The organism is Streptomyces sp. F001 (assembly GCF_004187715.1).
Lineage (GTDB): Bacteria > Actinomycetota > Actinomycetes > Streptomycetales > Streptomycetaceae > Streptomyces > Streptomyces flavusporus.
Window position 1 is genome coordinate 92,173 of the sequence record NZ_QZWF01000019.1, and the last position, 21,043, is coordinate 113,215.

The window sequence follows — 21,043 nt, forward strand, 5'->3', positions numbered from 1 at the left end:
ATGTCGGGCCATCGAGCCCTCCTATTAGGTCGCGGCGTGCCCTGCGCAGGCTCACACGGAACGAGCACGACGATGAGGGAGCTTGAGGTTGACGATCACGTGTGGGATCGACTGGGCGGAGGATCACCACGATGTGGCGCTGGTCGATGAGGTGGGGAAGCTGGTCGCCAAGCGGCGCATCACGGATGACCTGGAGGGCTTCCGGCAACTGCTGGCCATGCTTGCGGAGGCGGGTGACAGCGCCGAGGCCCCGATACCAGTGGCCGTGGAGACCGCGCGCGGCCTGATGTTCGCCTGCCTGCGCGCGACCGGCCGGAGGGTGTACTCGATCAATCCGATGGCGGTGGCGCGCTACCGCGAGCGGCACCGCAGCGCCCGGGCGAAGTCCGACCACGCCGATGCCATGACGCTGGCCAACATCCTGCGGACCGACGCCGAGGTGCACCGTCCGCTGCCGGCCGACTCCGAGCTGGTCCAGGCGATCGCCGTCCTCGCGCGCGCCCAGCAGGACGCGGTATGGAACCGCGCCCAGCTGATCAACCAGTTGCGCTCACACCTGAAGCAGTACTACCCGGCCGCCCTCGTGGCCTTCGCCGTCCGTGGCGTCGGCCTGGACGCCCGGGAAGCGCGGACGGTTCTCGCCGTGGCCCCTGAGCCGGCCGCCGCCGCCCGCTTGACCCGTGCCCAGCTGCGGGCTGCGCTGCGCAGATCCGGCCGGCAGCGCAACATCGAGGTGTGGGTGGAACGGCTGCGCACCGTCTTCACCGGCGACTACCTGCATCAACCGCCGCTCGTCGAGCAGGCCATGGGGCGCCAAACCCTCGCCCTGGTAGCCCAGTTGGATGCCGCCTGCCGGGCGGCCGACGACCTCGCGGAGGCCGCGGCGGAGGCGTTCGCCGAGCATCCGGATGCCGAGATCCTGGGCAGCTTCCCCGGGATCGGGCCGCTCACCGGCGCACGTGTCCTGGCCGAGATCGGCGATGACCGCACTCGTTTCGCCGACGCCCGCGCCCTGAAGGCGTATGCCGGCTCGGCGCCGGTCACCATTGCCAGCGGCAAGAGCCATATCGTGCGCCATCGCCGGGTGAAGAACCAGCGCCTGGCCGCCGCGGGCTACGTATGGATCTTCGGGGCACTGCCCTCCCCACGGGTCAAAGCGGAGTACGACCGGCGCCGCGGCCTCGGCGACCGGCACACCGCCGCCATGCGCAACGTCTTCAACCGCCTTCTCGGCTGCCTCTTCCATTGCTTGCAGACCGGCCAGAGGTTCGATCCCGACAAGGCATTTCCCGGTACGACCCCGGCGCCCGTGGCACTCGCGGCTTGACTTCTTACCAAGCTCGGATGTCTGTGGATCGGCCTCGGGTTGGACGTGAAAAGGCGTACCTTCCCGAGTGATCGATAGGTCACCGAGTAGACCGACGTTGCACCGTCGGTTGGGAAGGCACGCCCATGCTCAGCGTAAGGCTTGTCCCGTAAATGATCTCTGACTGGTGTGGACGAGGTCGGGGATCAATCTGTCCGCTCGCCTATCCGGCGAGGTTGAGGTTGTGTAGGCGTGCGATGCCGAGCATGGCGTGGTGGACGCCGTCGCCTTTGAGACGGCAGTCGCGGAGGATCTTCCAAGTCTTCATTCGTGCGAAGACGTGCTCGACACGGGCGCGGACCTGCTTGTGGGACGTGTTGTGGGCCTGTTTCCAGTCGGGCAGCTCTTCGCCTTTGCGGCGGCGGTGAGGCATGACAAGCCCTGTGCCTGGATAGCCACCGTCGGCGATCGTCGTGGTCGTGCCCACGGCGGCCTTCGCGCCGGACTCCTCCCACGCCTTGCAGTCGTTCCGGTTACCGGGAAGGGGCCGGCCGATCACCACGACAAGTCGGGTATCGGCGTCGATGACGACCTGGTGGTTCGTGGAGTACCGGTAGTTCTTGGACTGCTCAGCGATGATGTGGTCGCGGGTGGGAACCAGGGTGCCGTCCACAATGAGGACGGTGTCTTTGCTGAACCGTCTGCGGGGCCGCAGGGCAAGCGCGGGACCGAGGTGGTCGATGATCCGGCCAGCCGCGGACTTTGAAATGCCGAAGAGCGGAGCGAGCTGGCGCATCGTCAAATTCGTGCGCCAGTAGGCCAACACGAGCAGTACCCGGTCCTCCAGCGGAAGGGACCACGGCCGGCCCTTGCGGACCGGATCCGCACCTTCGCGGCGCAGCGCAGTCACCAGCCACCGCAAGATCGTTCCAGGGTGCCCGGCGCAACATCGCGAGTGCTCCATCCTCTACGTGTCGCCCGGCGCAGTCCACGCCGAATCCTGTAGCAACGCCCAAATTCAGTCTCTACAGTCAGCGCATGGCCACAGAGGACGAGCACCCCAGTCACCCCGACATCGCCGCGATGCTCACCGACCAGACGAGCGCGTGCAAGGCAGCACGCGACACCATCGCCGCCGGCGCCGAGGTAAGGGTTTTCGACGGGGCGGCGCCCCACTGGATGGTCGCCGACATCGCCGCAACGAGGCTGAGGCGGTCGTTGAAGCGTGGTCTGCCGAAGACCATCGGCCTCGACGAGACCGTTGAGATCCTTGCACGGCACCGCGGCGAGCAACTGCGTACCGGGACCATCGACGCAGCAGACCGGCTCTGGTTCTTCAATCTGTACTTCGACGCCACCGGGACCGAGCTCTTGGCGTGCAGCGGTGTCAAACGCTTTCGGAGGCCCAGCACGAAGGACTCGTTCGAGCCCTGAGCTGATCCGCATCCGCCCTCTGCCCGACCGTAGCCGCCACTACCTGCAGAACCTCAGCTTCGAGGAGCAGGTCGCGGAGGCAGGCATGCCGAAGAAGTCTCAACTGCGGCCAGGCGTTGCGGGACAAGCCTTAGTCAACGAGGACGGCACGACGCAGTCCGGTTCCCTGATCGACGACATCGTCCGCGAGGGAGCCAGGCGGATGCTGGCCGCCGCGCTGGAGGCCGAGGTCAATGCCTATATAGCCGAGTTGGCCGACCAGCAGGACGAGCACGGTCGCCGTTTGGTGGTCCGCAACGGCTACCACCAGCCGAGGAAGGTCACCACCGCGGCCGGGACGGTCGAGGTGAAGGCCCCGCGCGTGAACGACAAGCGCATCGATGAAGCCACGGGCGAGCGCAAGCGGTTCTCCTCCGCGATCCTGTCGCCGTGGTGCCGCAAGTCCCCGAAGATCAGCGAGGTGCTGCCGCTGCTCTACCTGCACGGCCTGTCCTCCGAGGACTTCGTGCCCGCGCTGGAGCAGTTCCTCGGCTCCACGGCCGGCCTCTCACCGGCCACAGTCACCCGGCTCCCCCAGCAGTGGCAGGCCGACCACCAGGCGTTCGGGGAGCGTGACCTGTCCGCCACCGCCTACGTCTACGTCTGGGCGGACGGCATCCACCTGCGCATACGCCTGGTCGAAGCGAAGTCGTGCGTGCTCGTACTGATGGGCGTGCGTGCCGATGGCACCAGGGAACTGATCGCCATGAGCGACGGCTACCGCGAATCGTCCGACTCCTGGGCCGACCTGCTGCGCGACTGCTGGCGCCGCGGCATGCGCGCCCTCGCTGTCGGCGACGGTGCACTCGGGTTCTGGAAGGCCCTGGCCGAGGTGTTCCCCGAGGCCAGGCACCAAAGGTGCTGGGTTCACAAGATCGCAAACGTGCTCGCCAGCCTGCCGAAGTCCGCCCAGCCCGGAGCGAAGAAGGCCCTGCAGGAGATCTGCAACGCGGAAGACAAGGAGCACGCGCTCCAAGCCGTCGCGGTGTTCGAGAAGACCTACGGCGCGAAGTTCCCCAAGGCGGTGAAGAAGATCACCGACGACGTCGATGAGCTGCTGGCGTTCTACAACTTCCCCGCCGAGCACTGGATCCATCTGCGGACCACGAACCCCATCGAGTCGACCTTCGCCACCGTCCGGCTGCGGACCAAGGTCACCAAGGGCGCCGACAGCGCGGCCGCCGCCCTGGCTATGGTGTTCAAGCTGGTGGAGTCCGCCCAGGCCCGCTGGCGGGCCGTGAACGCACCCCACCTGGTCGCCCCGGTCCGCGCCGGGGCCCGCTTCGAACGCGGCCAGCTCGTCGAGCGGCCGGAAGGCAGGGCGGCATGACCGGCCCGCACCAGGGCAACGAGCCCGCCGAACACCGGCGCTTCGCCCACTACCTCCACGCCCTGCAGACCGTCGCCGAAGCGAACGAAGCCGACCTGCTGGCCGCCGTGCTACGCGATGAGGACGCCACGATGGCAAACAGCGCGGTGGGCCGTCATCTGGACCGCCGGGCCGCCGACCTGCTCACTGATCCGGCATTCACCGCCTGGGCCCAGACCATGGCCCAGGTGGTCGACCAGCGTGACTTCCTCACCAGCCGACTGCGCGAATGGAGCCTGCTCAGGACCCTCGCCCTGGGCGAGCCGTGGGCCGCCGAGGAACTCACCGACGCCTCGGACTGGCTCCAGCGCATGGCCGCGACCACGCAGATCGTCACCGCCCCCCAGGCCCTCCGACTGCTCGCTCAGCGCGGACGGACCCGCCGAGTCCGCACCGCAGCAAGCCGCCGACTCCATCAGCTCGAGAAACCAAGCTGACTTGATCCACAGGTCTTGACGATTCCTCCACCGAAAAGTGAGACAGGGCCGTTAGTTTTACAGTCCTCCGCCGACGACAGCGCCCGGGGCAGAGCGCGAGTCAGGTCTCTGGGCGCTGTTCCACATCGGAAAGTGGTCAGCAGTGGAACCTGCCCACACCTGCGCTTCAACCGCCATGGGCCCAATGCGGGCCACCACACGAGTCATACGTCATTCCTCGTCGGGTACAGCCACCGCGCCGTCACGACCGCGCATGCGGGCGAAGATGGGGTTGGCAGACTCGGTGGCCTCCGCCAAGCGGTCAGCGTCCGCCGTTCTGCTCTCCGCGCGGAGTGCGATCACGACGTCCTGCGTGACCGCTGCTTCGTTCCACTGGTAGGCGCCGGAGCGGTAGACGCCGAGGGCCGCCTCGAAATCGGCGTGGGCCTCCGCGTACCTCCCAAGCTCCCGGTAGGCGACGCCTCGGAGATGCAGGGCCATGGAACCGGCGTAGGCATCTCCCGCCCGTTCCGTCACCTCAACCGCATAAGTGAGCGGGTCGACAGCGGTATCCGCCCGTCCTGCCTTGATGTGCAGCCATCCGATGTCCCGCTGGGTGTGCGCCTGCCACATCTCGTCACCCAACTCCTCGAACGTGCGCAGTGCGGCGTTGGCCGTTGCTGCTGCCTGGTCGAGGGAGCCCATTCCCGCCAGGACACGGATCCGAGCATTGTTGACGCGCCCGACCCAGTGCCGCTCGCCCATGGGGCCGAAGATCTCCTCAGCCCGGGTATACCGGTCCAGAGCCTCCTGGCGCCTGCCGAGGAGCCGGTAGATCTTCCCCAAGGCGTAGAGGCTCGCTCCCTCCCACCTGCGGTCCTTGAGAATCCGGAAGTCACGGATCGCGGCCTCCAGCAGTGGGGCCGCCTCTTCCGGCCGGCGCAAGTAGCCGAGGGTCTCCGCCAGGGTACGCCGTAGTCTGGCCCTGGCGCGTACGTCCCCGGAGCGCTCCGCTAGTTGGAGAGCATCTGCCTGGCTCCGTTCCGCGCCCTCAGGGTCCCCGCGCCACCGTTGGAACTCGCCCAGCTTCTCCAGCGAGTTGAGAACGTGCCACACGTCGTCGGCTTGACGAAGATCGTTGACGGCTGTCGCCATGTGGTCATGTGCCAATCTGAAATCCTGTTTCGCGGCGTACGCCCGCGCAACCACCGACTCGTCCCGAGGACCCACCACCGAAGTGGCACTGCCGTCGACCGGTTCCAGAGCCGGGGCGAGCAGGGCCAGCGCGGTGTCCGGCGAGCCCTCTGCCAGGGCAGCCATTGCCCGAGCACGCCTCAGGCCGGCAAGGACACGGACGCGGGTCTCGGACGGATGCGCCTCGAACAACCAGTCGGCGGACCCGGCGGGGAGGCTGATGTCGTCGAGGAAGTACGAGAGTGCCTCACCAAGGTCGGCGGCCTCGGCGTGCATACCGAGGCTCTTGCCACGGGCGATGGCCTCGCGGATTCTGTCCTCCTCGGTGGACATCCACCCAGCGGCGGACTCCTGGGCGAACTCGTCCACCACCTCGGAGGGAACCTCCCCCTGGAGCTCCGGGGCCCGCCTCGCGGCCAGCGCCACCGCGGCATCACGGTAGGCCCGGACCATCCGGGCCTCGTGCTGCTGTCGCTCCTCCGGCGGCAGTTGCTCATGCTGCTCCGCCGCGAAGACCCTGACCAGGTCGTGCACCCGGTAACCGGCGGATGCGGCGGCCGTTTCCTCCTGCGACTCATCGCCGGAGTGCCTTTCCATCAGGCCGGTCTGGAGTAGTTCCTCCCTCACCGAGAAGGCCGTCCCCCGGGACCGGGCCACGCTCCTGAAATGCCAGTCCGAGATCTCCCCGACCGGCAGTACGGAAATCAGGCCGAGTGCCGCCCGGGTCTGCTCAGCCAGGTCCCGGTAGGTGACCATCAGCACCCGATGCAGGCTGTCGCCCTCGAATTCCAGTGTGTCCCACCGGTCGTCCTCGGCCTCCAGTAACGCCAGCATGTCCCGAAGGCTCGAGTTGGTCTGGCGGACCTTCGCACCCACGATGCGTAACGCCAGGGGAAGCCGGTCGCAGAACTTCGTGATCGCCAGAGCCGTTGCCGGGTCCCCTAAGATGCGCTCCCGACCTGCGTAGTGGCTCAATACCTCCAGAGCCTCGTTCTCGTCAGGAAGCGCCACCGGAATTGGCCGGCTCTGGGTCATGCCCGCAGAGAGTGGCCTGCGACTGGTGATGAGTACCGAACATCCTGCTCCCACTGGGAGTAGCGGCCGAACCTGCTCTGTGCTGTGGGTGTTGTCGAGGACCAACAGCAACCTCAGGTCGTTGGTGAGGTTGCGGAGCATGGCCGAACGACTGTCGACATCTCCCGGGATGTCGGCGTGATCAACGCCAAGACTCTCCAGGAGGTCTTCCAGCGCCCTCGCGCTGGGCTTGGGGGCGTCGCCGTCACCCCTTAGGTTGACGTACAACTGGCCGTCAGGGTAAAAGCTCTGGACCCGATGTGCTGCGGTGAGTGCCAGCGCGGTCTTCCCCACGCCAGGCGCCCCGTGCACCACGACGATCTTCGACCGACTTACCGCCGAGTTCACCGGCAGGGCACTGCGTGCGGGGGCAGGGACATCGCTCAGAAGCGTGAACAGCACATTGAGCAGTTCCTGCCGCCCTACCAGTGGCTCCTGCGGAGGTAGTTGATGCCGACGCGTCCAGACGCTGACCACAGCCTGTTCTAGGCCCTCGCGCTGGGCCTTAAGTGCCTGGTAAGCCACGAGACCACCCGTCGCGACCGTGGCCCCGATCGAGACCACCTTCGCCGCCGTCCCTTGGAGGACGTTGAAAATCAGGTCTCCGGTGGTGCCGAGGGCCGCGGCGCCGAAAGCCGCACCGGCAAAGACAACCGTGTTCCGGCGCGACCCGACCTGTTCCGCCATGCCCGTCCCCCATGAAATCAGCGTGATCGCATGATGGCATGAGCCCGAGAGGCCCGGCCAGCAAAGCAGAAGAAAGCCAATTGGGACTGCTGCAGGGTCGGGTCACATCTTGACCTGGCTGGCCGTCGTGCGGGTCGGAGTCAACCCGGACGACACCTGGTGACTCGCACAACGCCCACTCGGATCTCGAAGAGGTTGGGACACCACGGTGTGGTCGAAGGCTTGGACCTGATAGAGCGTCATATTGCCCAAGAACCACACGGATTCTACGCCGCTGCCCAGGGCCTAGCCAGACAATCACATGTCGCCCGCCCAGGGGGTGCCGGCCCATCTTGACCTGCAGGGAGGCGGTCCGGGCGGGTTCTGCTGCCGATCCACTGGGGGACCTTCAACCTGGCTTTCCATGCGTGGGCGGAGCCGGGGGAGTGGACGAAGGATGTGGCCGAGAAGATGGGTCAGGCGGTGGCGTTCCCGCGACCGGGTGAGCCGTTCGAGTCGGCGGGGAGGCTGCCGGTGGAGGCGTGGTGGCGGGCAGTGTCGCAGCCGATCTCGCATCCGTGGCGGCGTCCGCGGACTGCTGAGGGTGTGGCCGGGACGAGCAAGGGGGGGACCTCGACCTCGCTGATGAGCGGTGACGTCGGTCGAGAACACCAGGGACGGTCTCGAAGAGATGCTCCGGACACTGGAGCGGCCCTCGGCAGAGGGGCGCGACAGTCGGCTCCGCGCTTACCGGTCGTTCGTTAAATAGGGCGGTGGTGCGGGTTGACGGCCGGTCAGATGGATCGTAGGCCGGTGGTAGAAGTCAGTTGCCCTGCTGAAGGCTCAAAATGACTACTCGTCGTCCATGTCCGCCTGCGCCGGGGCCGTTGGAGGAGTATGCGGCCCGGTTTGACGACCTCTTCTTCGCCCTGGCCCAGCGCTCGGCAGTCTCGCGAGTACCTGACCGGGCTGCTGGCGCCGCGGGAACGGAATAAGACCATCACCTCCCTGGCGGGGTAGAGCCAGTGGCCGGTGCGACGACCTCGGCTGGGGCAACCTCCAGGTCCGCTCCGACCGCGCCATCCGCCACCACCAAACCCTCGTCAACTGCGCCTTCTCCTTCTGCTGGAACCAGTGGTTCGCCCCACCCGGACACCTGGATGCCACCGCGCCCGACCCATGCCCCGACGGCGGGCCAGAGCGGGGGACCAGCCGAATCTCAATATCAACAGCTCTGCTGACCAATGGTTTTACGGGCCATCCGCTCCTGGCTCAACCTCGTCATCACCCTCCCCCGGTCGTGGCAAGCCTGGACGGACAAAGACCCGACCTCCGAGCTTCAGTCGCTGATCGACGCAGTCACCACCGGACACGGCCTTGATCTCTACTGCCGCTTTTGGCGAACTACGATTAACATCGCAGGACTTCACTTGCACGGGCTTTATGTAGCTAGCATGCTGGGATCCTATCTGCTCACGAGAGGCGGCGCCGGTTGGCCAGGCATCATCTGCGCTTCGCGCCCAAGATCCTCACGCGTCTCGGTGAAGAGCTCGTTCCGCATCCGGACATGGGGATCATGGAGTTGGTACGCAACGCGTACGACGCCGACGCCACCGAGTGCAGCATCGAGTTGGTCGACTCCGCGCGCACTGGCGGCTCGATCATCGTTTCGGACAACGGGCATGGTATGACCGATGCCGAGCTCACCTCCGACTTCCTGCTCATCGGCAGTTCGAGGAAACCGTCGTCGCCGTTCACCCGCAGCGGGCGAAGGCGGGTCGGCGAGAAGGGACTCGGGCGTCTGGCAGCGCTTCGCCTGGGCCGGCGTGTGAAGGTCACGACACGATCCGCGGCGACCCCAGGGGTGCAGTACACCCTGGGTATTGACTGGGACGAACTCGACTCCGCTCACGCGGTGGAGGACGTAGCGCTCGAACTCCGAGACGTCCCGCCTCACGCCCGCGTGGGAACTCGTATCGAGATACACGATCTCCGGCAGGGGCTGAGCGTCGCCGATGTCGAGCGACTGACGCGCTCGCTCACGCTGCTCACGGGCCCGTTTCAGACCGAGTCGACCTTCAAAATTCTCTGGAATCAAACGGCGTTCGGGTATGAGGACCTCACCTCGGCCGTGACGGATGCACACCTACAGTGGGCGGAGTTCCATTTGTCGGGACGGCTCGCTGCGGATGGCAGCCAGTCGGCAGAACTCAGGGATCATCAAGGAAATCTGATCGGCACCGCAACGGCGAGCGACCTTCGGTCCGCAGCCGCCGGAGGCCGACGCCAGACGACCGCCACCGGCGGCCCGCGCCTTTTCACCAGTGCCCCTGCGGCCAAGTTCGATCTGTGGATGTTCAACCTCAACCCAAGGCATTCGGTCGCCCTGCGTGACTCAATCCAGCCAACACCGGAGATTAAGAACTGGCTTGCCGACGTCGGCGGTGTGCACCTGTATCACCATGGTCTGCGAGTCCAGCCCTATGGGGACCCTGACGACGACTGGCTGAGCATCAACGTCCGTCGTGCTGTGCTCTCCGAATTCCGGCCCTACACAAACAACTCCGTAGGGGCGCTGATCGTCAATGACCCGGAAGATCGCCTCCAGCCGAAGACGGACCGTAGCGGTTTCGTCCAGAACGCCGCCTTCGGTGAGCTACGTGAGTTCGCCCGGTCCGCGATCGAATGGGCATCACAGCGCCGTCGTCAGATTCGCGAAGCCGAACGGCAAGAACAACGTAAGCGCGCGAAGGAGCAGACGGCCGACGCCGAGGCCGACTTCACCGAAGCAAAGAAGGCTCTTGAGGAGCAGCTCTCAAACAACCAGGGTCGCCTAGATGGCAACTTTGACCGTGCGTCGGTTCAACGCATCTTGACCACCTCGCAGCTCCTCGCGGATCAGCGTCTGCGAGAGATTAAGGATCTCCAATCCGAGCTGCTCCTCTACCGGGCCCTCGCCACTGTGGGAACGAGTACCTCCGTGTTCGCCCACGAGGCGCAGCAGCCCGCTGATCGCATCCTGCAGGAAGCGCGCACGGTCGACCGGAGGGTGCGTCGTGACATCGATCCGGCAACCGTCGACGACCGCTACAAACCGTCTCTGAGTGCCATCATGGACGGGGCCCGCACCTTGCAAATCTTCGCGAAACTACCCCTGGAACTCCTTGTCCGCAGGAAGCGCGATCTGACATACGTCGACATCGACGAAGTGTGCCTGACCACATTGCGCCTGTTCCACAACTTCCTCAGTGACCGCTGTATTCACGTCACCCATGATCTCGATGGCCAGAACCTCCGCGTACGAACCTACGAGGCTGCGATCGAATCCATCGTCTCCAATCTGCTCGTCAACTCCATCCACGCACTGACGCGTACGGACGGCGGCCTTGAGCGCAGGATCCACCTCGCGACCCGCTCCTTCGTCGATAAGGACGCTCCGTGGATCCGCCTAACCGTGGATGACTCGGGCCCAGGAATCCGGGACGCCTCGACCGAAGAGATTTGGGTTCCCGGATTCACCACCCGAGACGGTGGGACAGGCCTGGGTCTGACCATCGTCCGTGACACGGTTGGCGACATGTCGGGACGCCAGAAAGCGCTCAGAAACGGCCCTCTAGGAGGAGCCCGGCTACTGGTCGAGTTGCCTGCCTCGACGACGTCGGCTCCCCCTGCCGGGACCACGACCGACGAACGGGAGGAGTGACGATGGCTCTGCACCTTGAGGATGTCCACAAGGTCGGCATCGTGGACGACGTGAAGGCCGACGCAGAAGCCCTTGGCCGACTCTTCGAAGACTTCGACATGCAGGCGCTGATTATGCCCCGGCCACTTCCCCGCGCCACGGCAGAGGAGTATCTGTCGACACTCCCCCCTCTGGACGTACTCGTCTGCGACCACCAGTTGCGCAACAGTTGGACGGTCGCATTCACGGGAGCGGAGCTCGCCGCCCGGGCCAACAGCCGCCCTCACAAGCTCCCGGCCATTGTCATGAGTTCGCATGTAGGCACCCACGAGGCATCATCCATCCACCGATGGCGGGCCGACATCCCCGCAGTCGTCCCCAAGCAGGCCGACGACGAAGAAGTCCTCGGCGCCGTCCGATACGCTCTCGAAGAGGCGGCCGGCAAGTGGTCACGGGAGCGGAGCCGGTTCCGCACCCCGATCGAGGTCCTCGCCGTGCACCCGGCAGGCGAAGCACCGTATGCCGAAGTGCTGGTCAGTGGCTGGAGCCTGACGCAGGTGGCGCAACTGCCGCTGCTGCGCTTCGAGGAAGACACCGGGATTCCGGCCGACGCCCTGCTGCCCGGCACCTGGTTGCGGGCAGAGGTCAACTGCTACGCCCCTCGGGCTGAGGACCTCTGCTTCGCACACATCTCCCTGGCCCCCCAACTGTCCGAGGAAGTCCGCGCCCTGTGACCGTTCCATTTCTTCCCCGTCAGAGCGCATCTTCCGAGGACGACCTCGCGGTCACGATCCTGGATGTCGGTCATGGCAACTCCGCCATCGTCCGTGACGGGCAACGGTGCGCGGTTGTCGACGCTGCGGACGACACCACGCACGCCGAACTCGAAAGACTCGGCTGCACGGACCTAGAGGAAGTCATCGTCTCGCACGTCGACAACGATCACATCGCGGGAATGAACAGGCTCCTCCTGGACCCGCGGTGGTCGCTCGGCCGCGTCCGGGTCAACACCGACGCGTCCAAGGACACGCGGGCGTGGCGGCACCTGCAGGAAACTCTGCAGCTCCTGAGGGACGACAAACGTATTACGGGCATCCTTCCCGTATCTACGGATACGGGCCTTCCCATCCGGGTGGGCCGGGCGGAGCTCGAAGTGTGTCATCCTCGATCGCTGATGGCGCTCTCGGGTCCGCGCACGCGCGATGCCCGGTTCGGCACGGTGACGAGCAACACCATGTCCGCCGTCATCCGGATCCATCTCGACGGCGCGGCGGCCGTGCTCCTCGCCAGTGACATCGACGGCGTCGGCTTGCGGGACATCTTGGATCGCCGGAGTCAGCAACTCTGCGCGGAGGTTCTCGTCTTCCCGCATCACGGCGGCCTCCCCGGGGCTATGAATCCGGTGGAGTTCGCCCGCTCGCTCACGTCCGCGGTCGGCCCGCGCATGGTGATCTTCTCGATGGGGACGAGCGGCCGAACGGCCAATCCGCGACCGGAGATTATCGAAGGCGTACGGGCGGCAGCACCCGACGCACACATCGCCTGCACGCAACTGTCGGTCCATTGCCACGAGGCGGGCTCTCCGCCGCCACCCGAGGGGCACCTCTCCAAGGCTATGGCCCGTGGCCGCTCGACGAGTCGCTGCTGCGCGGGCAGCATCGTGATCACCCGCACCGAGAACGGCTTTCAGTATGCGCCGCCGCTTTCTCGCCATGGCGAGTTCGTGTTCGCGCTGGCGTCAGGGGCGGGGGCAGGATCGTTGCCGTTATGCCGCGCGGGGGCGTCGTCGATCCCGAACCCTGCAGCTGGCAACAGCGTCAGATAACAGCAAGTGGACGAAGTCAGCTGTATCTCGGCCCAGACCGTGTTGGTATAACGGAGCGGAGTCCAACCACACCCAAGTGCGCGGCTCCGAGCCGCTGCCGTCTGTATGCCGACAGATCCTCGCCCTGTTCGAGGATGGCGAGCACGGCCTACGGGCCCAGGACTTCTGCGAAGCCCTGGGCACCGGCACCGGGAATCGGCACGTCGAAGGAGCCCGGGCTAAGGTCAAACGCCTCGTGAGCCGCGGCATCCTCACCGAACCCGAACCCGGCCTGTTCACCATGCCCGGACTGACAAATCCGTGTGAAGGCTCAGAGAACACCCACTGAGAACCATCACGTCGAAAACACTGGCACCAAGCTCAAGCGCGTCATCGGCCGCGGCACCCCTTATCGAACCTGAGCCCGGCCTGTTCATCGCGCCTTGACCCGATCCACCGCCGTCAACGTAGGACCGGCCGATGGCTCGCGCAACGCCCTTTGGAGGCTAAGAGAATCAAGAACGGCTTGTGGCCCAAGAACCACACGGATTCTACGCCGCTGCCCGGCGCGTGGCCGGACATTCACATGAACCCCTCGCAAGGGGTCCAGAGCCACCTTGACCTGCAGCAAGGCCAGCCGAGCGGTGTCATGCTGCCGATCCACTGGGGAACATTGAGCGTTTTCAGGGTGGCCACTGATCGGGTGACGGGCTGCGGGTGCGAAACGGACAGGGCCCCGGTGCTGTTGAGGGAGGTGTTCGAAGTCTCAACTCATCAGCGCTGGAGCCCTGTTGGTTCCCCATCCTGCCGTACTCGACCTGCCGCACGCTCTCGTCGAGTGGCTCACGATGCTCATCGTCACCCGTGAGGGTGACCGCCGCTGCAAACTCCGTCCGTCCCAGCGTGCGCTGGTCGCTCTGGTCTACCTGCGCAAGCACGAGCCCCTGGCACAGATCGCCGAGGCCTTCCAGATCTCGGTCGGCACGGCCCACGCCTACACCTCAGCTGCCGTCGACCTGCTCGCCGAACGCGCACCGGGCCTGCTGAAAGCCCTACGGGAGGCGGACCCGGACTACGTCCTGCTCGACGGCACGCTCGCCGAGTGCGACCGAGTCGGCGACAGCCGCAGCGACTACTCCGCCAAGCACCGCCGGCACGGAGTGAACCTCCAGCTGGTGAGCGACCCGGACGGACGACTGCTGTGGATCTCCCCGGCCCTGCCCGGACGCACCCACGACCTGACCGCCGCCCGCACCCACCGGATCATCCGGATCTGCGAACGTCAGGGCGTTCCGATCCTGGCCGACTGCGCCTACATCGGGGCCGGTTCCTGGGTCACCACCCCACGACGGCGCCCGCCCGGAGGCGAGCTGACCCCGACCCAGCAGACCGTCAACCGAGCGCTGTCGCGGACCCGGGCAGCCGTCGAACGCGGACCGGCCCGCCTGAAGACCTGGAAGATCTTCCGCAAGGCGCGATGCAGCCCGAATCGAATGACGTCAATCGCCAAGGCCGTCCTCACCCTGGAGCGGCAACATTGAAAGAGCTCAGTGATTGCCGCAAGTCGACGTACAGGCACAACCGCACAAGGGCCAGCCGGATTCGGGTGGCGCGCCCGGCTGCCGCACTCGCCCACGATCCGACGATCGCGGCTTGGACGGCATACATGGTGTCGTCCAGGCCCGCCAGGTCGATGACGATCAGACCGAGGCCGGCGACGCGGCGTCGACCCCGCCGGCGAGTGGCGATGCGGCACAGAGAGCACACCACGACGCACTACGAGGAGAAGTGAGTTCACCGAGAGCCGGGCGAGGGCGGCAGGACGGCATTCGCCGGCGTGCCTGCCGCGGTCTGAGCACGGCCTTCCTCTGCAACGAGGCGGAGCACGCGCTCCCGCTCATGGCGGCCCCAGGTCTCCTTGGTTGCGAGGATGCCGACGAGGCCGATCAGGGCCGCGCCGAGATAGAGCAGCGCCGCGCCTGGCCATCCGAAGGCGCCTACCAGGGCGGCGGCAAGCAGCGGCGCGAAGCCGCCGATGGCCGCGGCGACTTGGTAGCCGAGCGAGGCGCCCGAGGTACGAGTTGCGGTGCGGAACTGTTCGGTGAGCAGAGAGCCCTGGGTTCCTGTGAGTGATGCGTGGATGAGGCCGATGCCGATGATGAACACCGTCACCACCAGGGCGGGTTGGGCGGAGTTGGTGAGCAGATACATCGGGAAGGCGAAGAGGATCGCCGCCGTACAGGCCGTTATGTAGATGGGGCGGCGTCCGATGCGGTCGGTGAGTGCGCCGGCGAGGAAGGTGACCGCAATGGCGAGGACGCTGGCGGCGGTGATTGCGCTGAGGGCGACGGGCCGGAGGTCGGGATGGCGTTCGGTGATGTAGTTGAGCAGGTAGGTCGCGGTGGAGTAGTAGGCGAAGGATTCCACGACGCGCAAGGCGATGACACGCAGGATGCCGCGCCAGTCGCCGGCCAGGGTCGCGAGGAGGGGGTTCTTCTCGGTCTTGCCGCTGGCCTGGGCCTCCTGGAATTCGGGGGATTCCGAGAGTCGGGAACGTACGATCAGCGCGACAATCACGAGGACGGCGCTGAGCAGGAAGGGGGTCCTCCACTGCCAGTTGCCGTCGAGGGTGTCACTCCACGCGAACACGCCGCTGGCCAGCGCAATGCCCAGAGGGTTGCCGGACTGGGGGATCGCGGCGAACATGCCGCGGCGGTGCCACGGCGCGTGCTCGTAGGCCATGGTGATCGCACCGCCCCATTCGGCACCGAACGCAAGGCCCTGAAGCATGCGGAGGGCCACGAGCAGGATCGGTGCGAGCACACCGACCTGTTCGTAGGTCGGCAGCGCGCCGATGAGGAAGGTGGCGGCACCCATGACGAGCATCGCCGTGACGAGGACGGGTTTGCGGCCGACCTTGTCGGCGAAGTAGCCGCCGACGGCCCCTCCGAGCGGGCGCATGACGAAACCGACGGCGAGAGTGGCGAAGGAGAGCAGGGTGCCGACGAACCGGTCGCTCTCGGGGAAGAAGACCGCTCCGAAGTAGAGCGCGGAGGCGGTGCCGTATGCGATGAAGTCGTAGTTCTCGACGCTGGTGCCGAGGCCCGCGGCGACTGCTGTCTTGACGCGGTCCTTGGAGCCGAGCACGCTTCGCCGTCCGGCGGGGACGCTGGTGGACATGGGGGATCTCCTTGGTGGGTCGCCGGAGAGAAGCCGGCGTCTACGCAGTGAGGAGGATGGGGCCGCACGAGGGGGAGGCCGGATCCTTTGACTGGGTGCTTTTGGGCATGACGAACAGGCGCCCGGCGCAGTCGTTCGCGGGCGGGGCCTTCGGCGTCAGCGAAGGAGAGAGTTCACCCGCTCAAGGGGTGTGCGGGCGGCTTGTCAGGGGCCGGGGTCAGGGCGTCGAGCGCGTTGAGCTTGGCGACCCGGCGGCGGGTTTCTTCGTCGTCGTCGAAGACAGCACCGAGGAACTCACGGACGATCTCGGGCACGAGTGCGTGCGGGACCAGCCAGGCCCCGATGGCGATGGCGTTGGCGTCGTCGTGCTCGACTGCTTGGTGGGCGGAGTAGGGCTCGTGGGCGAGGCCGCAGCGGACGCCGGGCAGTTTGTTGGCGGCCATGACGGCGCCCTGGCCGGTGCCGCATACGAGCACCGCCCGATCGGCGGAGCCGGAGAGCACAACTTCGCAGGTGCTGCGGGTGATGTCCGGGAAGTCGACAGGGTCGCAGCTGTGGGTGCCGCAATCGATCACCTCGTGACCGAGAGCCTCGATGGCCTGGCGGACGGCATCCTTGAGCGGATATCCGGCGTGGTCCGCGCCGAGAGCGACCTTCATCGGTGGTCCTTTCAGAAAGGGCGCACTGCCTTCCGCCGGATGGGGGGACGGAGGTTGCGGTGCTGGGTCGGGTGTGACAGCGGCGGTGAGCGCGCTGTGCGGCCGTTGGTCGTACGCTGCACGATCGCGTAAGCGCAGGCGACGGCCTTGCCGGGCATTGCACGCTCGGCGCCGGGCCCGGTTGCGGTGCACGGCCACCTGGCCCCCAGGGGTGCTCTTCACCTGGGCGGCTCCGCCAGTGAAGACGCCGGGATCGCGAGTGAGGAAAGGGCGCAGGGAGGCATCACCGTCGACGGCGCCGGCCTCGGCCGAGTGGACTGCGACAGCTACGCCTTGACGACGCGGATGGCTGAGGGAGCCGGCGTCCTCGGTGACGGCGTCGAGGGCGATCCGCATGCTCATCGGATGTCCTGCGCGGACCGGTCGGCGAAGGTGGTGGGGACGCGCTGCCCGAGTGCGGCGCGGCCGGCGATGAGGTCGACGAGCCCGCGTACACCGAGCCGGCCGATCGACGACGCATCGTTGCGGACCGCGCTGATGGGCGGCGAGGCGAACTCGAACCAGTCGAGGTCGTCGAAGGAGACGACTTCGATGCGGGCGGCCTGCTCTGCGCCGAGCCGCTCACGCAGTGCGCGCACGGCTCCCAGGGTGGTCAGGCCGTTCGCGCCGAACACGGCCGTGAACGTGACGCCACGGTCGAGGATGCGGGACATGGCCTCGGCCGCTCCGTCGGCCAGGAAGTCACCGGCGTCGAGCAGTCTGTCGTCGGTGCTGATGCCGTGTGCCTGGCGCCCGGCAAGGTAGGCGGCGCGGCGCTCGGCGCCGGTGGAGATCGAGTCCGGGCCGCCGATGAAGGCGACGTCGCGGTGGCCCCGGCGCTGGAGCCAGGCAAGCACCTGCTGCACGCCCTGAGCGTTGTCCGTACCGTACAGCGGGGCGTCGACACCCTCGATCGTGCGGTTGAGGAACACAAGCGGCAGTCCGGACGCGAGCGTGGCGGCGACCTGCGGCGAGACGGTGCTCTGCGGTGAGAACAACAGGCCGTCGATGCGCTGAGCGGCGAAGGTTCGAAGGTATGCATCGGCCTGCTCGGCGTCTTCGTTCGCGTTGGCCAGCAGCACGGTGTATCCGTGGCGGCGCGCCTCCTGCTCGGCGGCGTGCGCCAGCTCGGAGAAGAACGGGTTACGGATGTCCGAGACGAGCAGACCCAGCACGTCGGTACGGGCACGCCGCAGCGAACGGGCGGGCCCGTTGGCGATGTATCCCAGCTCGGCCGCGGCCGCGAGCACACGGGCACGGGAGTCGGCCGAAGTCTGACTGCTGCCGCTGAGTACACGGGATGCGGTACCGAGCGCGACGCCGGCTCGTGCCGCGACATCCTTGATCGTGGCCATCCGCCCCACCTCCTTGTGGAAACGTTTCCATGAATGGAATGAGACTAAGATCGCACATCGATCGCGGAATGGGCAAGGGTCGAAACAAACGCAGCACCGTAGGGCGCGCCCCGAGCCACCGGGCGGCACCGTCGCTTTGTGCCGCCGCCTGGATGTGCCGGCTCGGCATGTGGCCGAAGTTCTGACACCTGATAGAGCGTCATGTTGCCCGACATCCACATGACTCCGGACGAGGGCATGCGCGCCCACCTCGACCTTCAGGGTGGGGAGCCGGGCGGCGTGCTGCTGCCGATCCACTGGGGGACCTTCAACCTCGCCCCGCATGCCTGGGCCGAGCCCGGCGAGTGGGTGATGGACGCCGCCGAGCCGGCGGGGCGGGCGGCGGCGTCCCCCCGTCCCGGTGGGCCCTTCGAGCCGGCCGAGGAGCTTCCGGTCGACCCGTGGTGGCGAGCGGTGTCCGCGCCTCTGCCGCACGCGTGGCGCCGTCCGACGGGAGCGGTGACGGCATCGCCCGGCCGGTGACCTCGGCCTGGCGGGTCAGGGGTGACGGTCGAGGTCCCGTCACGGCTCACCTGCTGACCGGTGGCAGCGGCCGCTGACCAGCACGGTGACGACCGGTGATGTTCCACGGGGCCGGGCGGGCGGCACGGGCGCTCGGCAAGCCTCGCGGCCGTCCCCGGCGAGCGAGGAAACCGACAGACGGAGGGGGTCGGGGAGTTCAGAGCTCCCCAACCCCCTCCGTCTCTTCGTGACCGCTTCTGACCAGGTCCGATCGTTCGGTGCGCCATTCGATACGGAGCGTCCGGCGGGCTTATCGGTCTGTCGTACGAGGTCTCATACCAGAGTGGGACGCTTGCCGTAGGACTTTGTCAACTGCCCACCGCACATGATGCGTTGGCGACTACGGTGAGTGTCCGTCGGGCGACGCAGGGCCGGTTTCGTCGGCTCTCTCGACCGGCGCCGCGATGCCGCATGCCCGAGTCACGCAGACCGGGCCACTCAAGGCCCCGACCGACGGACCAGTACGAGGACACCGATGTCACACCTCCGCGCACCGGCCGCACGCGCAGACCGCCGCGAGGGCGGACGGCACGGACGGCCGGTCGCCCGTACCGTCCCCTCGCTGCCCGAGGCCCACATACGGCCCCAACTGCTGCGCCTGGCCGTACTGCCCCCCGTCGCGGTTGCCCTCAGCGCCTGCGCCGCCGTCCTGTTCACCGTCCGCTCCACCGGCGCCCGCAGCAGCCTCACTCTGTGGGGCGTACTCGCCGGAGCGGTCTGTGTGACGCTCGCCGGTATCGTGATCGCCGCCGTCGCCGCCGGCCGGACCGCCCGGTCCGTGCACGAACGCGTCGGTGCCCTGCGCCGCAGCAGCGCCCGCCGTGAGGCCGATCTGCGGGCGCTCGTCGAGGCGTTGCGCCGCGGCGAGGTCCCGCCCCAGCGCAAGCCGCGCGGCGGACCCCCCGAGGATGCCGACGACTTCGAACTGCTCGCCGCCGACCTGGCCCGCGCGCACGACGGCGCCGTCACCGCCGTCGTGCAGGCCGCCCAGCTCTCCAGCCAGGCCGGCAGCGAACAGAAGCTGGAGGTCTTCGTCAACCTCGCGCGACGGCTGCAGTCGCTGGTGCACCGCGAGATCGCGATCCTCGACGAGCTGGAGAACGAGATCGAGGACCCCGACCTGCTCAAGGGCCTCTTCCACGTCGACCACCTCGCCACCCGCGTCCGCCGCCACGCCGAGAACCTCGCCGTGCTCGGCGGCGCCGTCTCCCGTCGGCAGTGGAGCAACCCGGTCTCCATGACCGAGGTGCTGCGCTCGGCGATCGCCGAGGTCGAGCAGTACTCACGGGTGAAACTCGTGCCGCCCATCGACGGCACCCTGCGCGGCCACGCGGTCGCCGACGTGATCCACCTGCTGGCCGAACTCGTCGAGAACGCCACCGTGTTCTCCGCCCCGCACACTCAGGTGCTGCTGCGCGCCAGCCTCGTCACCTCGGGACTGGCCGTCGAGGTCGAGGACCGCGGCCTCGGTATGCCGGTCGCCGAGCAGAACAAGATGAACGCCCTGCTCACCGACCCCGACCAGGTCAATGTCGCGCGACTGCTCGCGGACGGCCGCATCGGGTTGTTCGTCGTCTCGCAGCTCGCCCGACGGCACGGCATCACCGTCCGGCTGCAGAGCAACATCTACGGCGGGGTACAGGCCGTACTCGTCGTGCCGCAGGCCCTGCTGGGCACCCCGCCGGGTGCCCTGGGCGCCGTACCCCCCGTGCAGGACGGCGCGGTCGAGGGGCGGCAGCCGCGGGAGGCCACGAGCGCGCGCCGAGCAGCCCCCGTACCGCCGTCCCACCTGCAGCCTTCGCACACCCGAACCGACACGGCCGCCCCCACCGGGCAACCTGTCACCGGGCACTCGCGGCCGCCGGACACCGCACCGGCCACCGGCAGCCGACCGACGCCCCTGCCGGTGCGCGGAGCTGAGGAGCGGCCCAACCCGGCGGAGGCGGTGCCCGGCATCAGGCCCGGCGAGCGTGCGGTCGTCGCCGAGCACACGGCGACGCCGCCCATGCCCCGAGGCGGCGCGGTCCGCGGCACCATGGGCAAGCCCCAACTGCCCCGTCGCCGCGCCCAGGAACACATCGCACCCCAATTGCGCGGCGGACCGGCCCCACGGCAGGACACCGAGCCCGTCGTCGGCCACGACCCCGGCCTGATGGCGGCCTTCCAACGCGGTATCGGCCTCGCCGAGGCCCAGCAGAACACGGAGTCCGCCCCCACGGCCGCCGCCCACCGAGCCCCCGCCGACACGGGCCCGCACACGGCAGT

The 21,043-nt window shown here is 67.6% G+C and carries 14 protein-coding genes and 4 pseudogenes; 13 read left to right on the plus strand and 5 right to left on the minus strand.

The window, feature by feature from the left end; genetic code table 11:
• Window positions 1-88: 88 nt before the first annotated feature.
• The gene (locus tag StrepF001_RS36420) at window positions 89-1,327 is read left to right on the plus strand and encodes an IS110 family transposase (RefSeq protein WP_129802444.1); all 1,239 of its coding nucleotides are present in this window, start codon (window positions 89-91) and stop codon (window positions 1,325-1,327) included.
• 202 nt (window positions 1,328-1,529) lie between these two features.
• Here the strand turns inward: StrepF001_RS36420 and StrepF001_RS36425 are convergent.
• Window positions 1,530-2,219, minus strand: a pseudogene (locus StrepF001_RS36425) (transposase); the annotation flags it as partial.
• Window positions 2,220-2,344: 125 nt separating this feature from the next.
• Here StrepF001_RS36425 and StrepF001_RS36430 point away from each other — a divergent pair.
• From StrepF001_RS36430 to StrepF001_RS36440, 3 genes are all read left to right on the plus strand, one after another.
• Complete coding sequence (locus tag StrepF001_RS36430) at window positions 2,345-2,740, plus strand: hypothetical protein (protein WP_129802445.1); 396 nt, start codon at window positions 2,345-2,347, stop codon at window positions 2,738-2,740.
• Window positions 2,741-2,825: 85 nt separating this feature from the next.
• Entirely contained in the window at window positions 2,826-4,109 is a 1,284-nt protein-coding gene (locus StrepF001_RS36435) for an IS256 family transposase (RefSeq protein ID WP_240797825.1), read from the plus strand.
• Window positions 4,106-4,585: a hypothetical protein gene (locus StrepF001_RS36440; protein WP_129802446.1), complete on the plus strand. Its 480-nt coding sequence runs from the start codon at window positions 4,106-4,108 to the stop codon at window positions 4,583-4,585. Before StrepF001_RS36435 ends, StrepF001_RS36440 begins: the two co-directional genes overlap by 4 nt.
• 210 nt (window positions 4,586-4,795) lie before the next feature.
• Here StrepF001_RS36440 and StrepF001_RS36445 read toward each other — a convergent pair whose 3' ends face one another.
• Window positions 4,796-7,519 carry a tetratricopeptide repeat protein gene (locus tag StrepF001_RS36445; RefSeq protein WP_129802447.1) on the minus strand — a complete coding sequence of 908 codons (2,724 nt, stop codon included), beginning with the start codon at window positions 7,517-7,519 and terminating at the stop codon, window positions 4,796-4,798.
• Window positions 7,520-7,808: 289 nt separating this feature from the next.
• On the opposite strand from StrepF001_RS36445, the pseudogene StrepF001_RS48665 reads away from it, so the two are divergent.
• The 7 genes and pseudogenes from StrepF001_RS48665 to StrepF001_RS36490 all read left to right on the plus strand — a co-directional run.
• A pseudogene (locus StrepF001_RS48665) lies at window positions 7,809-8,154 on the plus strand (MBL fold metallo-hydrolase); the annotation flags it as partial.
• Between the two features lie 836 nt (window positions 8,155-8,990).
• On the plus strand, window positions 8,991-11,201 hold the full coding sequence (locus StrepF001_RS36465) for a sensor histidine kinase (RefSeq protein WP_129802448.1): 2,211 nt from the start codon (window positions 8,991-8,993) through the stop codon (window positions 11,199-11,201).
• 2 nt (window positions 11,202-11,203) lie between these two features.
• Window positions 11,204-11,914, plus strand: a complete 711-nt coding sequence (locus tag StrepF001_RS36470; RefSeq protein ID WP_129802449.1) for a response regulator — start codon at window positions 11,204-11,206, stop codon at window positions 11,912-11,914.
• Entirely contained in the window at window positions 11,911-13,005 is a 1,095-nt protein-coding gene (locus tag StrepF001_RS36475) for an MBL fold metallo-hydrolase (RefSeq protein ID WP_129802450.1), read from the plus strand. Before StrepF001_RS36470 ends, StrepF001_RS36475 begins: the two co-directional genes overlap by 4 nt.
• Window positions 13,006-13,081: 76 nt before the next feature.
• Window positions 13,082-13,333 carry a hypothetical protein gene (locus tag StrepF001_RS36480; RefSeq protein ID WP_206307051.1) on the plus strand — a complete coding sequence of 84 codons (252 nt, stop codon included), beginning with the start codon at window positions 13,082-13,084 and terminating at the stop codon, window positions 13,331-13,333.
• Between the two features lie 180 nt (window positions 13,334-13,513).
• A pseudogene (locus StrepF001_RS48670) lies at window positions 13,514-13,657 on the plus strand (MBL fold metallo-hydrolase); the annotation flags it as partial.
• Between the two features lie 118 nt (window positions 13,658-13,775).
• Window positions 13,776-14,525 carry a transposase family protein gene (locus tag StrepF001_RS36490; protein WP_129802451.1) on the plus strand — a complete coding sequence of 250 codons (750 nt, stop codon included), beginning with the start codon at window positions 13,776-13,778 and terminating at the stop codon, window positions 14,523-14,525.
• Window positions 14,526-14,778: 253 nt separating this feature from the next.
• On the opposite strand, the gene StrepF001_RS36495 is transcribed toward StrepF001_RS36490, so the two are convergent.
• The 3 genes from StrepF001_RS36495 to StrepF001_RS36505 form a co-directional block, all read right to left on the minus strand.
• Window positions 14,779-16,164, minus strand: a complete 1,386-nt coding sequence (locus StrepF001_RS36495; RefSeq protein WP_129802452.1) for an MFS transporter — start codon at window positions 16,162-16,164, stop codon at window positions 14,779-14,781.
• Window positions 16,165-16,337: 173 nt separating this feature from the next.
• Window positions 16,338-16,823, minus strand: a complete 486-nt coding sequence (locus tag StrepF001_RS36500) for an RpiB/LacA/LacB family sugar-phosphate isomerase (RefSeq protein WP_129802453.1) — start codon at window positions 16,821-16,823, stop codon at window positions 16,338-16,340.
• A 398-nt stretch (window positions 16,824-17,221) separates the two neighbouring features.
• Complete coding sequence (locus StrepF001_RS36505) at window positions 17,222-18,217, minus strand: LacI family DNA-binding transcriptional regulator (RefSeq protein ID WP_165396479.1); 996 nt, start codon at window positions 18,215-18,217, stop codon at window positions 17,222-17,224.
• Between the two features lie 207 nt (window positions 18,218-18,424).
• On the opposite strand from StrepF001_RS36505, the pseudogene StrepF001_RS36510 reads away from it, so the two are divergent.
• Window positions 18,425-18,764: pseudogene (locus StrepF001_RS36510) on the plus strand (MBL fold metallo-hydrolase); the annotation flags it as partial.
• A 489-nt stretch (window positions 18,765-19,253) separates the two neighbouring features.
• Window positions 19,254-21,043: ATP-binding protein (locus StrepF001_RS36515; protein WP_129802455.1), on the plus strand; the 1,790-nt coding region annotated here is incomplete at its 3' end.